The organism is Arthrobacter sp. lap29, assembly GCF_032458965.1.
Lineage (GTDB): Bacteria > Actinomycetota > Actinomycetes > Actinomycetales > Micrococcaceae > Specibacter > Specibacter psychrochitiniphilus.
This window is the reverse complement of record NZ_JAUCEK010000006.1, coordinates 238,218-254,401: the sequence shown is the minus strand read 5'-3', so window position 1 is coordinate 254,401 and position 16,184 is coordinate 238,218. Positions and strand designations below refer to the sequence as shown.

The 16,184-nt window shown below is 62.1% G+C and carries 8 protein-coding genes; all 8 read left to right on the top strand.

Annotation, left to right across the window (positions count from 1 at the left end):
• Window positions 1-31 precede the first annotated feature (31 nt).
• The 8 genes from RY113_RS12460 to RY113_RS12425 all read left to right on the top strand — a co-directional run bounded on the left by RY113_RS12460 (window position 32) and on the right by RY113_RS12425 (window position 16,095).
• Window positions 32-1,363, top strand: coding sequence for a DUF58 domain-containing protein (locus tag RY113_RS12460; RefSeq protein WP_315914804.1), 1,332 nt, complete (start codon window positions 32-34; stop codon window positions 1,361-1,363).
• On the top strand, window positions 1,360-3,927 hold the full coding sequence (locus tag RY113_RS12455) for a transglutaminase domain-containing protein (protein WP_315914803.1): 2,568 nt from the start codon (window positions 1,360-1,362) through the stop codon (window positions 3,925-3,927). Before RY113_RS12460 ends, RY113_RS12455 begins: the two co-directional genes overlap by 4 nt.
• Window positions 3,928-4,030: 103 nt before the next feature.
• Window positions 4,031-5,983 carry an RDD family protein gene (locus RY113_RS12450; protein ID WP_315914802.1) on the top strand — a complete coding sequence of 651 codons (1,953 nt, stop codon included), beginning with the start codon at window positions 4,031-4,033 and terminating at the stop codon, window positions 5,981-5,983.
• 5 nt (window positions 5,984-5,988) lie between these two features.
• The gene (locus RY113_RS12445) at window positions 5,989-6,978 is read left to right on the top strand and encodes a PP2C family protein-serine/threonine phosphatase (RefSeq protein ID WP_396334243.1); all 990 of its coding nucleotides are present in this window, start codon (window positions 5,989-5,991) and stop codon (window positions 6,976-6,978) included.
• Entirely contained in the window at window positions 6,971-9,133 is a 2,163-nt protein-coding gene (locus RY113_RS12440) for an FHA domain-containing protein (protein ID WP_315914800.1), read from the top strand. Before RY113_RS12445 ends, RY113_RS12440 begins: the two co-directional genes overlap by 8 nt.
• On the top strand, window positions 9,130-10,920 hold the full coding sequence (locus RY113_RS12435) for a serine/threonine-protein kinase (protein WP_315914799.1): 1,791 nt from the start codon (window positions 9,130-9,132) through the stop codon (window positions 10,918-10,920). The genes RY113_RS12440 and RY113_RS12435 overlap by 4 nt, the downstream gene beginning before the upstream one ends.
• Before the next feature lie 37 nt (window positions 10,921-10,957).
• Window positions 10,958-11,662 (top strand): hypothetical protein, encoded by a 705-nt coding sequence (locus RY113_RS12430; RefSeq protein ID WP_110104485.1) that lies wholly within the window; start codon window positions 10,958-10,960, stop codon window positions 11,660-11,662.
• Complete coding sequence (locus RY113_RS12425; RefSeq protein ID WP_315914798.1) at window positions 11,659-16,095, top strand: FtsK/SpoIIIE domain-containing protein; 4,437 nt, start codon at window positions 11,659-11,661, stop codon at window positions 16,093-16,095. The genes RY113_RS12430 and RY113_RS12425 overlap by 4 nt, the downstream gene beginning before the upstream one ends.
• Window positions 16,096-16,184: the final 89 nt, after the last annotated feature.

Below are 16,184 nucleotides of genomic sequence, written 5' to 3'. Positions count from 1 at the left end.
ACATCACAGCACCACCAGCCGAAGGTAAAACATGAGCATTAAATCCAGCGCAGGGAAGGTGGGGGAGTTTCTCTCCCGGCCTTTCCACCGCGAAGGATCCCCCACCCGCTTGCACCCCGCCTCACTCACCCGTGAGGCGGGGAAGGTGGCCAGCATTTATGCTGCTCCCGTGTGGTCCAAGATTGTGGCCTGGTTTAAGCGCTGGATCAGCCCGGCCTTAGCCACCATTAGCACTCTAGGCTGGGTTGTCCTCGGTACGGCTGTTTTCTTGTGGACCCTGGGAGCCCGGTTCGGCTGGCAGGAAGCCAAAGTGGCCGCCCTGCTGGGCGTGGTGTTGATGCTTATTGCCATTGCCTTTGTGATGGGCAAGTCCATGTACGCGGTCAAGCTTGATCTGGCCCGCACCCGGGTTGCCGTGGGTGATAACGCCGTGGGCAGCATTGCCGTGGCCAACATGTCATCCCGTAGTGCCCTGCCCGCCGCGCTGGAACTGCCGGTGGGTCAGGCCACGGCACTGTTTCACCTGCCACGCATGAAACCTCAGGAGATCCACGAGGATCTCTTCACCATCCCCACCACCCGCCGAGCCGTCATCACAGTAGGGCCGGTACGTTCCGTCAATGCAGATCCCTTGCAATTGCTGCGCCGTCAAATGCTCTGGACGGAGCCCACGGACCTTTTTGTGCATCCCCGCACCACAGCCCTGGACGGCCCGGCCGCCGGATTCCTGCGTGACTTGGAGGGCCTGACAACCCGGGATCTTTCCAGCTCCGATATTGCCTTCCACGCCCTCCGTGACTATGTGCCTGGCGATGACCGCCGGCATATCCACTGGAAGACCACGGCCCGCACCGGCAAGCTCATGGTGCGCCAATTTGAGGAAACCCGCCGCTCACACATGGCCGTGGCCCTTTCCATCAACACCGATGAATATGAGCACGACGACGATTTTGAGTTGGCCATTTCGGCTGCGGCCTCGCTGGGCAGACAAGCCATCAAGGAAAGCCGCGAGCTGAGCATCATCACCCAGAAGGGTCCTATTCGTTGTGAGACGGGTAGGAATCTGCTCGATGACATGACCCGGGTGGAGGGGTTCAACCGCCGCGGCAACTCCGTTGATTTGGCCCGCACTCTCTCCGATGTGGTGCCCAATGCTTCCGTGGTGTTCTTAGTGGTGGGCTCAAAAGTGACCCCGGGACAACTACGCAGCGCGGCCGCCTCCGTGCCGCCGGGTGTGCGCGCTTTTGCCATCCGTTGCTTTACCGGGGCACAACCGGCCCGTGCCAATATTGCCGACCTGACCGTCCTGACCTTGGGCGAGCTCAGTGATCTGGCAGCAGTTCTGAGAAAGGCCGTCGCGTGAGCGCCCGCAGGAGCGCGGCAGCACAGCCGCAAAACAACTCATCAGATTCCCCAGCAGCAGGGCAGGCAGGCACCCGCGCATCCGCCCGGCGCCAGCCACGGGTGGAAACGCCGAAACAGGCTCTCCCGCAGAAGCCGTCAGCGTTCGCAGGCGCGCGCCTGCGGTGGCACTTTGTCCTTGACGGGGCCGTTTTAGCGATCTTGCTCGGCGTCGCCGTTCTCGGCTTTGGCCCTACTTTTGGCCACAGCCCCGCGTACTTGGTGGCTGGAATTGGCGCCATTGTGCTGGGTCTGGGTGTGGCAGCCATGGGAGCTCATTGGCGGTTTGGCCTGATCCCCTTGGTGGGTGTGGGCTTCTTGGTCTATATGCTCTTCGGTAGCGCCCTCGCCGCACCGAACGAGGCTTTCTTGGGTTTCCTGCCCAGCCTGGACTCCTTGCGCGGTCTGTTGCTGGGCATCATGCTCTCTTGGAAGCAGCTACTGACTCTTGCACCGCCCGTAGGAACCAGTGTTGAGGTCATGGTGGTGCCTTATCTGTGCGCCTTTGTGACGGCTGTTGTGGCTGGCAGCCTGGCCTGGCGCCTGCGCACCGCCTATTGGGCGTTGGTTCCGGTGGTGGCCTTGTTTATCACCGCGATTCTCTTTGGTACGGCAGAAGTTTTCCTGCCTGTTCTGCGGGGCTCTCTGCTGACCGTGGGTGCCATTGCGTGGCTGGCTTACCGCCATGAACTGGTGCGCCGTGAAATGGCGGGTTCCATCTCAGCCAATCAGCAGGTGCAGGACGCTGCCGGCGCACGGGCTTCCTTGCTGCGCCGGATAGGCATGGGCGCTGGAGTGATCCTTGTTGCCGGGGCGCTGACCATGGCGGCGGCACCTGTTTTGACTCAATCATCCAGCCGTGAGGTGCTGCGCGATACCGTGATCCCACCGCCGGACTTGCATGCCTTGCCTTCTCCGCTGACCAAGTTCCGTGACTATGTAAAGAATGAAAAGGACACCGTCCTTTTCACGGTTGAGGGCATGCCCAAAAACGGCCGTGTACGCATTGCCGCCATGGACAACTACGACGGTGTTGTTTTTACTGTGGATCCCAACAGCTCTGCATCCTTTTCCCCGATTGGTGACCCGAAGGCTCTGAACCAGGGCACTGATGGTGAGGGGCGCGACGTCGGACTGGTCATTGAGGGGTATCAGGGAGTGTGGATTCCCAATGTGGCGGTGGCCCGCAGCCTGAGCTACCAGAGCGCCCAGGGCTCCACGCCCACGCTGTACTTGAATAAGGAATCCGGCACCGCGCTGAACCTGGCGGGTGTCAAGGATGGCGATTCCTATTCCATGGATGTCCAATTCCCGCAGGTGGAGGGCAACAAGCTGGCCGGCTCCGAGTTTGGCCGCGTCAACCTGCCCAAGCTGGAGAACGTGCCGCAGGTTGTTGGCACCAAGGCCAATGAGATTGTTGGTGAGGCGGACACTCCGCTGAAAAAGGTGCAGGCACTGGAGAGTGCGCTGCAGCGTGAAGGAAAGTTCAGCAACGGTCTGGACGGACAGGCCCAGTCCAACTCGGGCCACAGTGCTGCGCGTATCACCAAGCTACTCAGCGGCAAGGAAATGGTGGGCGACGACGAGCAATATGCCACGGTGATGGTGCTTATGGCCCGTCATCTAGGTATTCCTGCCCGTGTTGTCATGGGCTTCTATCTCGATGAGAAGGACACCGGCAACGGGGCCAGCACCATCAAGGTCAAGGGTGCCGATGTCCACGCCTGGGTTGAGGTCAACTTTGCGGGGCAGGGCTGGGTGCCGTTTAATCCGACGCCGGATAAGGACAATGTGCCGAACCCGCCGGAGCCCCAGAACGCCTCCAAGCCCAAGCCGCAGGTGCTCCAGCCGCCGCCTCCGCCGCAGGAGCCGGCCGATCTTCCGCCGGACAGCGCTCCCGATGCCCTCGACACTGACGGTAAAAAGGATCAGCTCGCCGGTATTTGGGGCACCATCTTGCTGATCGCAGGCGTTGCTGCAATTCCTTTGCTCATCATCGCGCTGCCGCTGATCCTGATTGTGGTGCTGAAGTCGCGGCGCCGTAAGAAGCGCCTCACCACCGGACTGCCCACCGACAGGGTGGGTGGCGGATGGTCGGAAGTGCTGAGCTTGGCCACCGATCTAGGTGCGGGACCGGAGCCCAGCGGCACCCGCCGCGAGAGCGCTGCAGCACTGTACGGCGCCTTCCCTGCCGCGGCCGGCACCACTGCACTGCTAGCAGAACGGGCTGACGCCGCCATCTTTGGACCGGGCCAGCCCAGCGAAGATGAAGTCGCCACATACTGGCAACACGTGGAACATTCGGCCCAAGGCATGACTGGGTCGGTAGGATTCTGGAAGCGGCAACGGGCAAAGTTCTCACCACGATCATTGCTGGCCGATGCCAGACTTCGCGCCCAAGAAAGGGCACGGACTAAGGCGCAGAGCAAGGAAGCGGACCGCGGACTTTGGGGCGGCGAGAGCGGCGATGACCAAGGCCGTGCGGGTATCCGCGCCAAGCTGGCGCAGATGATGAAGAAGTCCTAAGAAGGGTACTAACAAAATGGTGCAGAATATGGCGGATCCCTGCCGGAATTGTGGGGCTGCTCTTTCGCCGGGCGCGGCTTTTTGCCTAGTCTGTGGGGCCACCGTGGCTAATCGGGCTGCTTCCACGGCTCCGTCAGTTGCGCCGTTGGGTGGCAGTGCACCCAGTGCCCCGGGCTTCGGGGCTCCCGGTTTCGGGGCTCCCAGTTTCGGTGCGCCCGGTTTCGGTGCGCCCGGTTTCGGTGCGCCCAGCGCTCCCGGCTTTGGGGCCGCCAGTGCTCCCAGTGTTCCGGGTTCCGCTGTTCCGGGGCAAGCATTGCCGGGCATCATCACTGTTGGCAGTACTCCTTCCGGACCGCTACTTCCTCCCGTGCAGGTAGGGCAGGACCCTCGGGCTGCAGCGGCAACGGCTTTATCCAATGCGGCAGCGGGGCGCCGTTTGGCCGCCAAGATCATTGACGGTGTGCCACCGGGAATCCTCTTTGGTGTGGCCGGGGGCGTTGGAGCAGCACTTATCACCACCACCACCGTGCAGGGCGGCACCCAGGTGGACTTCACATGGCTCTCTGTCCTGATGGGTGTGGCATCCGTTCTCTCGCTGGCATATGCCGTGTGGCAGTGGGTGTGGGAAGCCAGGGCTGGCAAAACCCTCGGCAACCTGATGCTGGGCCTGCGCACCACCAACATGGAAGGGACACCGGCCGGATTACTCGCAATTTTCCTCCGTTCCCTCATGGTTAGCCTGAGCGGTGTGGTGCCCACTATTGGACCGATCGTGATGCTGGTTTCCAATGCGTGGGATAAAAACGGCAAGAAGCAGGGTTGGCACGACAAGGTTGCCCACACCCTAGTTTTCAACGTTTCCAAGGGCCGGAACCCCCTGGAAACCGGCGGCATCGCCGAGCGGGAGACATTCACCCCCACAGAAGTTCCGACTCTTTCCCCCGTGCGCTCACCGCTGGTCCGCCCCGCTGCACCAACGGCCGGACAAGCCCACGCCGGACAGTTCCCGCCCGGACAGACTCAGATGGGACAGGCTCAGGCCGGACAGACTCAGGTGGGACAGGCTCAGGCCGGGCAGGCGCCTGCTCCGGGCGCTGCCGCTGCAGTGCCCGCACGCCGCTTGGGGCGTGGCAAGAAGAAGGGTGCCGCCGTGGATCCCTTCGCCCCACCAGCCATCCAGTTCCAGAACCAGCCCAGCCAAGCTCAGGCCCCTGCCCAGTTCCAGAACCAGCCCAGCCAAGCTCAGGCCCCTGCCCAGTTCCAGAACCAGCCCAGCCAAGCTCAGGCCCCTGCCCAGTTCCAGAACCAGCCCAGCCAAGCTCAGGCCCCGGGACAGTTCCAGAACCAGCAGCCGGTTCAGCAGTTCCAGCAGACGAATCATCTCTTTGCCCCGCCGCCCTCCGCTCCGGCGCCCGAGCTGCCGATAGAGCAAGGCCCCATCACTACTGTGCCAGGCATCACCCGGCCGCTGACTGAAGACACCACCGCTCCCGATGCCCAAACGGGGCAGCCGTTCCAGCAGCCCCAACAGTTCCAACAGCCGCAACCGCCCCAACGGCCCCAGCAGCCCCAGCAGCCGGCTCAGGGGATGCAGGCACAGGGCTTCGCCCCCGCGGGAGCGTTTGCACCAGCACCGGCTTCCAGGCCTGGGCCCGCGGATGCTTATGCCAGCACACCATTCGATGACGAGGCGGGGGAGACCCGGGCGCGGCCTCAAGGAAGCCGGACCGCAGTGCGCCTGGTTTTCGATGATGGCCGCACCGAAGAGTTGGGCGCCACAGCGCTGCTTGGCCGTAACCCTGCCGGTTACGATGGTGAGATGATTTCCCGTCTCATCCCAATCCAAGATTCCACCCGATCAGTATCCAAGACACACCTTCACGTCCGTGCCGCGGCTGAGGGGCTGTGGGTGACTGACCGTAATTCCACCAATGGCAGCGCCATTGCCAACACCGGCGGTGTCAAGACCCCTCTGATAGGCGGCACGCCCACCCTCGCGGTGCCCGGCTCACGAGTTCATTTTGGTGACAGATCCTTTGCGGTGGAACAGGTATGAGTTTGATGGATGATATGAAGGGCGCAGCTAGCTCAGGGGTCCGCCTAGCCTTCGGCTTTGGTACGGACCGCGGTCTGCGCCGGGAACTCAACGAGGACTCCTTCCTGGCAGCAGATCCGCTCTTCACCGTGGCAGACGGCATGGGCGGGCACGAGGCAGGCGAGGTTGCCAGCCGCGAGTGTGTTGAAGTTCTGAGCCAACAGCGGCTACTCAGCGCAGGCTGCAGGGAAGCAACGGCAGCAGATCTGCAACAGGCACTGCGTCAAGCCGATGCCCGTATCCGCGAACTGACCAACGCACGCGCCGGTACAACCGTCAGCGGGGTAGTTCTGGTGGAGGAACGTACAGTTCCGTATTGGTTGGTCTTCAACGTGGGTGATTCACGCACGTACCGCCTGAGCCAGGGCAATTTCAGCCAGATCAGTGTGGACCATTCCGAAGTTCAGGAACTGGTGGATGCCGGTCTCATCACCCCCGAAGAAGCCCTGGTACACCCGCGGCGGCATGTGGTGACCCGTGCGCTGGGCACCGGATCGGTCACCGAGGCAGATTTCTGGTTGGTCCCCGTGGAAGAAGGCGACAGAATTCTCATCTGCTCCGACGGCCTCTCCGGCGAGCTTGGCGACGAGCAAATTCACCGCGTCATGAGCACCCTGCGTCACCCGCAGGACGCCGTCGACTCACTGATTCAAGCAGCACTGCGCTCCGGGGGCAGAGACAACATCACCGTGATCGTGGTAGATGCTAGCAATGTCTTCGGCGGTGCGGCTGAGCAAACCCTCAACAACCCTAAGAGCGCAGAATCCGTACCAGAGGACACTCTTCCCCGCATGCCAATTATTGAGGACGTGCTGGAGTCCATTCCTGCCTCGGTGCGCGAAGCAGGGCAAAACACCGACCTCAAACTGCAGCCACCATCCCACGCACCTGCAGTTCCGGCCATGGCAGCCCCTGTCCAGGCCACAGCATTTTCACCCAAGGAGAATCATGGTTAGCAGCACGTACCGCACAGGCTCATGGCTTGGAATTGTGCGATCCGGCTCTGTCATAGTGCTGGAAGGCAACACCAACCCAGCCATCGTCAACCGGCTGTGGGATTTCCTTGGAGTAGAACCCACCATTCACGGTGTCCTGAACCAAGTGACGGCCGAGTTCGGCACCGGGCTGACCGGGCTGCCCAGCTTCGCCATCCTGGTTCAGAGTGATAAATTGCACGCCATCCTGCGCGGGGATATCACCCTGATTGCTCATCAGGGTGATTCCGCAGAAGTGGTTTCCGGCCGGGAAGTCTCCACCTGGAGCGAACGTTCGCTGGCCCTTCCGGAAGCACTGGAACTGACACTGGCGGATACTTCCGCCGGTGACACAGAGCTCGAGCTTCCCGTGGGGGAAGCCGTTGTTCGGTTGCAGCGATTGCTCCAGGGTGATCTTCATGGCACAAAAACAGGCTTTGCCGCTGCCGTCTCTGCCCCGGAAGGGTTGGCAGAGGAGGAAAGCGCCGCCGTGGAGGCCTCACCAGCACTGGCAGCTGAGGAGGTCCTGAACCCTGGCGGCAATCATGACGCGCAGGATTCTGCTGCCGACTATGCCTCGGAGGATGAATCAACTAAATTCGCGGAGCAGCCCCAGGCTGAGGAGCACTCTGTTTCACTTCTGAAGCATGATTGGTTTGCGCCCGCGGAAGAGCCGGTTGAGAGTGCGCCCGCTACGGATGAGGCCCCAAGCGATGTACCTGTGGAGGATGCTGACGCCTATGCCAGCTTCGCGATGGCTGCAGAAGCTGCGGACGCAGAGTGGAGCGCACAGCTGGCGCCCGTTTCGGCAACGGCCGAAGAGTCCCACAATGACTTGAACCTGACCAGGTACCCGGACCTGCACCACGACGAGTTTACCGAGCAGGTAGCCGTTGAGGGTTCCGAGCAGGAACAAGGTGTGGAAGCAGGCCCGCTGGCGGCAGAACCACTTGAGCAAGACCCGCTGGAAGCAGACCCGCTGGAAGCAGACCCGCTTGAGCAAGAACAGCTTGAGCAAGAACAGCTGATGGACGAGTATGGTGTTGCCGCGGAGCCCGTTGAGGTCCAGGAAGCGCCTGAGAGCCCGTCATCTGAGGAAGAATCCTTCACAACCAACTATGACCACTTGTGGGGTCCCACAATTTCCCGCAGTGTTGAAGACGCTGCCGTGCGCCTTGATGAGAACGGGCAGCCCGTGCACCCGGTGTCCTCTGATCCAGTGGTTCCACCCTTGCCGCCAGCACCTCCGCTTTCAGGCCATGGCGAGGACCCAGCAGCCGGTATTCTCCCCGCACACCATGATCCGTTCGGGGCGCCGGATTCCGAGGGTGGGGCATTCCCCAGTGCTGAACAAGGGGCACAACACCGTCCCGACCCCGGTGCGCAGCACAATCCCGACCCCGGCGCGCAGCACAATCCCGACCCCGGTGCGCAGCACAATCCCGACCCCGGTGCGCAGCACAATGCACACTCACCCATGATCGATTCCGTGCCGTGGAACATGTCCCCCGCAGTGGAACAGCAGGCACCCCCGGCAACTTCGGCTCCCTTGGCACCCTTGGCACCCGAGAATGTGGCCTTTGATCCTGACCATGACGGGCACACCATCATGAGTGGCGAGGGCCAACAGCACAGCGCCCTGGCCTCAGCGCCCCTCCTGGAATCACGTCCTTCCACAGGCCCCATGGTTTTGGCACGCATGTGCCCGCACGGTCATGCCAACCCGCCCAGCCGTTCGCAGTGCACGCACTGCGGTGCTTCCATTAACTCCGAGCCCCGTGAAGTAGGCCGTCCCCGTCTGGGCACCATGCACATTTCCAGTGGCGAATCGGTAGAGCTTGACCACTCGCTCATCATTGGCCGCCAGCCCTCGGTGTCCCGTGTCATGGGCGGTGCCATGCCCCGGCTGGTGCAAGTAAAGAGCGGCAACGATGACATTTCACGCTCTCACGTGGAAGTGCGCCTCGACGGTTGGGATGTGCTGCTGGTGGATCTGAAAGCCACCAACGGCACAGTCCTAGTACGTGAAGGTCAGGCTCCGCGGCGTCTGAGCCAAGGCGAGGAAGCCATCTTGCTCAACGGCGATATTGCCGAGCTCGGTGATGGTATTTCCCTGCTCTTTGACGGACTGCCGTGAGTCAGAGGCGAGTGGCGGCCCCACCACAGCTGCCCGGCTACACTTTCATCTCAGGCCTGGGCTCGGGCGGATTCTCCGACGTATACCTGTACGAACAAGAACGGCCCCGACGCAAGGTTGCCATCAAGGTCCTGACGGCTGACCTGAAGACGGCCGGAGCCAGAACCCGCTTTGAATCCGAAGCGAACCTGATGGCACAGCTATCCGCGCATCCGTACATCGTCACGATTTACGAAGCCGTGATCACTGATGCTGGCCACTCCTACCTGGCCATGGAGTACTGCTCGCGCCCCAGCCTGGATCTGCAGTTCAAGCAGGGACGTTACAGTGCTGACAAGGCCATGGAAATCGGTATCCAGGTGGCGTCAGCCGTGGAAACCGCACACCGTGCAGGCATTGCCCACCGAGACATCAAGCCCGCCAATATCCTGGTCACGGACTACAACCGGCCGGCTCTGACTGACTTTGGAATTTCCGGCACCACGGATGCGCTGGCGGCCGACGGCGGCGGGATGTCCGTGCCCTGGTCGCCACCTGAATCTTTTGGTTCAGGAGCAACGGACGGCGTGAAGGTGGATATTTGGGCCTTGGGCGCCACCATCTACACACTCTTGGCCGGACACTCGCCGTTCGTCATTCCGGGTGCGGAGAATTCCTACCGCATTCTCGGGGACCGAATTGCCACCATGGCGCTGCCACGGCTGGGCCGGGCTGACATCCCCGAAGCCCTGGAAATGGTCCTGGCAACCGCCATGGCCAAGCACCCAAGCTCCCGGTATGCCTCGGCCAAGGACTTTGCCCGGGCACTCATGCGTGTGCAGGCGGATCTGAACTATTCCGTCACCCCCTTTGAGGTGCAGGAGGAAATAGTTGTTCAGGAACGGCCTCCTGGCCACCCTGAGGATTATTCGGAACCCACACGGGTACGCTCCATCATCTCCATAGACCCTGACGCAAGCACCCCCAACCCCACTTTTCCCTCGCGGGCCACAGGCGCTGCGAGCCCTGCGAGCCGCACTGCCGGAACGTCCTCCAATGGACCCTCAGCTCTTAGAAGGCAGCAGCTAAACACCGGCTTTAGCCCCAGCGGTCCCGGGACAGCAGGCGCAGAAGGAACTGGTACAACAGGTCGAACTGGTACAACAGGCACAACCGGCAGCCTGACCCGCAACGGCCAAACAGTTCCCTCGCAGGACACCGCGGGTGGGTCTACCGTGCCCAAGAGCTTCTCCAACGTGGCATCACCGACGCAGTGGAATGACACGGGGCTGCGGCTGGAGAATCCGGCCCAGAAGTACGCCCTGGACCAGACGGTAGAGCGCCAGGATTTACTGGCCCCGGCAGAGCTGGAAACTGCCCCCACACCGGCGCGCAAGAAGGGGCTATGGCTGGGACTGGTCTCCGGGCTGGTACTGGTGGCCGCCGTCGTGGTGGGCATTATGGTCTTCAGCGCTGGTGGAGCAGCACCAAAACCAGACCCTCTTGCGTCCCAGAGCGCCCCGCCGCCCACAGCTCTAGTGGTGGGCGCCGAGGTGCCACAAGTGAGCGATCTGAGCGCTAAACCCATCAATGGAGGCGCCGAATGGACCTGGACCAACCCTGATCCGCAAGAAGGGGACCAGTTCATGTGGGCTGCCATCAGCATTGTGGATACGGGTGAGTTCAAACGGATCACAGATAACAGGGTGTTTGTTGTCAATGGCGCTAATGGGGTTTCCTGTATTTCCGTGAAACTACTGCGCTCCAACGGTCAGGTCTCCGATGAAATAAAAAAATGTACCGAATGAGCTCTAAGGACCAGCACCAACAAGGGGGAGAACCATCATGGCTGAACTGACCATTGACTTTTGTGGCGAATGGTATGAACCGTCGCCTGAGAGTGTTTTTAGCATTGGCCGTGAAGGCGATATTGAGGTCGATGACAACCCGTATCTGCACCGCAAGTTCCTAGAGGTCAGCAAATATGACGGTATCTGGTGGCTGACTAATGCCGGCACCATGCTCTCAGCGACCATTGCTGACGCGGCTGGGGGCATGCAGGCCTGGATGGCTCCGGGGGCACGCGTACCGTTGGTGTTCCAGCAGACCAACGTGATCTTCACGGCCGGACCCACCACGTACGAGTTCTCCGTCCACCTGGATTCACCCGCCTTCACCTCGCAGAGCCGGGAGGACGATTCCGCCGGCTCCACCACGATTGGCCCTGTTGTTTTCACCCCGTCCCAGAAGGCGCTGATAGTGGCCCTGGCCGAGCCCATGCTGCGCCGTGGCGGAACAGGTTTTAGTTCCATCCCGTCCTCCGCTCAAGCGGCCAAGCGGCTCGGATGGGCTTTGACCCGCTTCAACCGCAAGCTCGATAACGTGTGCGACAAGCTGGACCGAGTGGGTGTGGTGGGTTTGCGCGGAGGTGGCGGAAAACTCGCCACCAACAGGCGGGCCAGACTGGTTGAACATGCCGTCACCTCACACCTGGTCACACCTGATGATCTGCCCCTGCTGGAATCCCAACGTGGAATGGAAGATGAATGAGGCTGCGACTAACGCTCCGACGCGAGCCTCTTGAGGATAAGAACCTGGCAGTCACTGTTGACGGCCTGGCCACTGTAGGGGACATTGCTACGGAGTTGTTCCTCTCTGATCCCACCCGTAAGGGTGCGCAGGCTCCGGCCAACCTTTCCTTGTTAGTGGAGGAGTCACTGGTAGGTGGCATTCAGGGACGCACCTTGCCACCGGGGAGTAACTTGCTGGAATCTGGGCTGCGTCCCGGCGCCACGGTTTCACTGACTCAGGTCAGTGAGTCTTTTGCGCTGCCCAATCAGGACAGGGGACCGGCGGCTGCCACCTTGCGCGTCATGGCCGGGCCGGACGCGGGGAAAGAATTCGCGCTCCCGTTGGGCACCAGCTATGTGGGGCGCGACTTTGACGTCGACGTGCGCCTGAGTGACCCCATGACCTCCAAACGCCATGCCCGCATCACGGTGGGGGAGACGGTGGAGATCGCGGATACCGGATCAGCCAACGGCATGATGATGGAGGGAATTCAGATTTCCCGGGCCGTGCTGGGCTCCTCGGATGAGGTGACCTTGGGCGAGAGCACCATTTCAGTCATCAGCCTGGGCCGCGGCTCACAGTCGGGACCCACCAGCCCGCTGGTGGAATTCAACCGCTCCCCACGTGTTGTGCCCCAGTTCAAGGTGGAGAAGCAGACCGTTCCGGCCGGGCCCAAGCGGCCCCGGCGCGAACGCTTCCCCGTGGTCATCCTCATTGCGCCCATTCTCATGGGAGCTGTCATGTTCGGCGTCACCAGGAGCTTGTTCAGTGTGATCTTCATGGCCATGATGCCGTTGATGATCATTGGCGGCTTCGTGGATCAAAAAATGAACGCCAAACGCGAACTGCGGGAATCCATTGAGCAGTTCCGGGGTTCCGTCACAGAGTTCCGCCGCCAAATGACCGCCCGGCAGCAGGTGGAGCGGGCCATCCGCCTGGCTGAGAGCCCCTCGGCGGCGGAAACTGTGGACGCCATTTACAAGCTGGGCCCGCTGATGTGGACTCACCGCCCCGAGCACAAGGCGTTTTTGACCCTGCGCCTGGGCGTGGGTAGACAGCCCTCCCGCACCCCCATAGAGGTGGGCGACAGCAATGACACCTTGCCGGAATACATGGCAGAAGTACAGGAAATCAAGGCCGAATTTTCCGATATTGACGCCGTTCCCGTGGTGGCGCAGTTGCGCAACAGCGGCGCCCTGGGTGTTGCCGGCCCGCGCGGTGTGGTGGACGATGTAGCCCGGGCACTGGTGCTCCAGGCCGTGGGATTGCACTCACCGGCTGAACTGGCCGTGGCGGCCATGACCTCCGCTGAGTCCAAGGACCGTTGGCAGTGGCTGCAATGGCTTCCGCACGTGGATTCAGTCCATTCCCCGCTGGCTGCTGACCATCTGGCCTCCGGCAGCGGTGCCGCAGGAGTGCTGTTGGCTGCCCTGGAGGATCTTATGGTCAACCGTGGCGTCAACTTGGCCGCCCATGCCGCCGCCCACCGTGGCAGCCAAGATCCCACCAAAGCGGATCCGCCCCCTCCTGCCACCCCGGCCATGCTGGTCATCATTGAAGATGACGTCAAAGTGGACCGGGCCAGGCTCACCCGGTTGACGGAATACGGTGCGGACGCAGGCCTGCACATCCTGTGGGTTGCCAGTTCCGTGGATGCCCTCCCGGCCCCCTGCCGTGACTTTGTCCATGTGGCAGAGACTGCCACCACAGGCCAGGTGCGCCTGGGCCAGCTGACATTCCCCGTGAGCTGTGAAAGCGTCAGCTTGGAGCTGGCCTCTCAACTGGCCCGCTTGCTGGCCCCGGTGGTTGACTCCGGCAAACCTGTTGACGATGATTCTGACCTTCCCCGCAGCGTCTCCTACGTGGCGCTGGCCGGGCATGATCTGGTGGAAAACACCTCCGGAATTGCAGACCGCTGGCTGGAGAACAACTCCGTGGCCTCCCGCGCCGTGAAGAACCGCAAATACCAGGGCTCCTTGCGGGCATTGGTGGGTTCCAAGGGTGTGGAACCCATGTACCTGGATTTGAAAACCGAAGGCCCGCACGCCCTGGTGGGCGGTACCACCGGTGCAGGCAAGTCCGAGTTTCTCCAAGCCTGGGTGCTGGGCATGGCCGCCGCGTACAGCCCCGACAGGCTCTCCTTCTTGTTTGTTGACTACAAGGGTGGGGCTGCCTTTGCCGACTGTGTGCAACTGCCGCACACAGTGGGCCTGGTGACCGATTTGTCCCCGCACCTGGTGCGCCGGGCCCTGACCTCGCTCCGTGCCGAACTGCACTACCGGGAGCACCTGCTCAACCGCAAGAAAGCCAAGGACCTACTCGCCATGGAGCGGGAAGCAGATCCTGAGGCGCCGCCGTCGTTGATCATTGTGGTGGATGAATTCGCCGCACTGGCCAAGGAAGTGCCGGAATTTGTTGACGGTGTGGTGGATGTTGCCGCCCGTGGCCGCTCCCTGGGACTGCACTTGATTCTGGCCACCCAGCGCCCCTCGGGTGTTATCAAGGACAGCCTGCGCGCCAACACCAATATGCGCATCGCCTTGCGCATGGCGGATGTGGATGACTCCCAAGATATTTTAGGGGAGCCCACAGCCGCCTACTTCAGCCCGTCCATTCCCGGCCGTGGGGCAGCCAAAACCGGCCCAGGCCGGATCCAGGGTTTCCAGACAGGCTATGCCGGTGGCTGGACCACGCGCACCCCGCAGCGTCCGCGCATTGACATTGTGGAGATGGACTTTGGTGCCGGCGCCCCATGGGAGCAGGAACTCGCGGTAGCCCCTGTGGAGGACTCAGCCGGGCCCAATGACATTGCCAAAGTGGTCAGCAATATTTCCTTGGCCGCCGTGGAACTGGGCATCAAGCCGCCCCGCAAACCCTGGCTGAGCGAGCTGTCCGAGATTTATGACTTCTCCAAACTGCCCAACTCGCGCACCGATGAGCAATTGGTGCTGGGCGTTATGGATGATCCGGAACACCAGGCACAGCCCACCGTGTTCTTCGAACCGGACAAGGACGGCAACATGGCCATCCTGGGGGCCAGCGGTTCGGGTAAATCGGCGGCCTTGCGCACCATCGCCATTGCCGCGGCAATCACTCCGCGCGGCGGGCCCGTGCAGGTGTACGGCATTGACGCGGCCTCCAACGGGCTACAAATGCTAGAAGCGCTCCCGCACGTGGGCGGGATTATCAACGCCGAGGATGCCGAACGTGTTGGCCGGTTGCTGCGCCACATTCGCTCTGTCATTGAGGAGCGGGCAGAGAGCTTTGCCGCGGTTAAGGCCGGCAGCATTGCCGAGTACCGCCACCTGGCCAACAAGCCCAACGAGCCGCGCATCATCATCATGGTGGATGGCTTGGCCACGTTCCGGGAACTGTACGAATTCCGGGTGGGCATGACCCAGTTCGAAACCCTCCAGCAGATTGCCACGGACGGCCGTCCCATGGGCGTCCACATTGTCATTGCCGGTGACAGCCCGAAGTCGCTCCCGGCGTCGTTGGCTTCTTCCGTGCAGCGCCTTCTGGTGTTCCGCATGGCCACAGCCGATGACTATTCCAACCTGGGCCTGCCCCGCGACGTGCTTGATCCGGCATCACCACCCGGGCGTGGAATGATCGACGGCGGCGAAATCCAGATGGCGATCTTTGGTGGCACACCTAACCTTGCCCTGCAGGCGCGCCAAGTGGCCAGCCTGGGCGAAACCATGCGCCGCCAAGGGGTGCCGCAGGCGCGGCGGATTGAATCGCTGCCGGAGAACGTGGACTTGAACGTGCTCCCAGAGGCCAGCCCCGGCAACGTCATCATCGGTGTGGATGACTACAATCTGGAACCGGCAGGCTTGGTGGCCAGCGGTGCACTCATGCTGACGGGACCGCCCGCATCCGGGCGCACCACAGCCTTGGTCACCCTCGCCGAGGCGCTTAAACGTTCGACGCCGGGTACCCGCCGCGTGTACTTCGGCTCACGCCGCTCAGCGATCGCCAACCTCTCGGTATGGGATGAGGCCATTGTGACGGCTGCTGGGTTGGAGCCGCAACTGCAGCGTTTCATTGACCTGGTGGAAAGCGAAACCACCCCCGTGGCGTTCTTTATAGAAGGCGTCACCGAATTTGCCGACTCTGAAGCAGAGATGGACCTGGTCAACTTGATCAAGGCAGCCATCAAGAGCAACTGCTTTGTGGTGGGTGAGGGGGAGACCTCTACCTGGGCTGCCGCCTGGAGCCTGGCCGGGCTTTTCAAGGCTGGGCGCCGCGGCCTGCTGCTGAACCCGAGCGATATTGAAGGTGACACCTTGATGAACACCTCGCTGGGCCGGCTGCACAACAATAAGTTCATCCCGGGCCGCGGTTTTGTGGTGGGCCGCGGAAAGGCGTTCGCGTTGCAAGTGGCCACCACCATGGACCACGAACGCTAACGGTTGGGGCCTCAACTGCCAACGTCCCGGGGAGTGTTTCCCGGCGGCCGGGCGCAGTTGGGGAGTTGTCCCCATCGCACTCCTGACAG

Excerpts from the sequence above, each read along its gene's own strand:
- RY113_RS12440 (WP_315914800.1), top strand. The coding sequence starts at position 6,971 with ATGGTTAGCAGCACGTACCGCACAGGCTCATGGCTTGGAATTGTGCGA.
- RY113_RS12425 (WP_315914798.1), top strand. The coding sequence starts at position 11,659 with ATGAGGCTGCGACTAACGCTCCGACGCGAGCCTCTTGAGGATAAGAAC.
- RY113_RS12445 (WP_396334243.1), top strand. The coding sequence starts at position 5,989 with ATGGATGATATGAAGGGCGCAGCTAGCTCAGGGGTCCGCCTAGCCTTC.
- RY113_RS12460 (WP_315914804.1), top strand. The coding sequence starts at position 32 with ATGAGCATTAAATCCAGCGCAGGGAAGGTGGGGGAGTTTCTCTCCCGG.
- RY113_RS12430 (WP_110104485.1), top strand. The coding sequence starts at position 10,958 with ATGGCTGAACTGACCATTGACTTTTGTGGCGAATGGTATGAACCGTCG.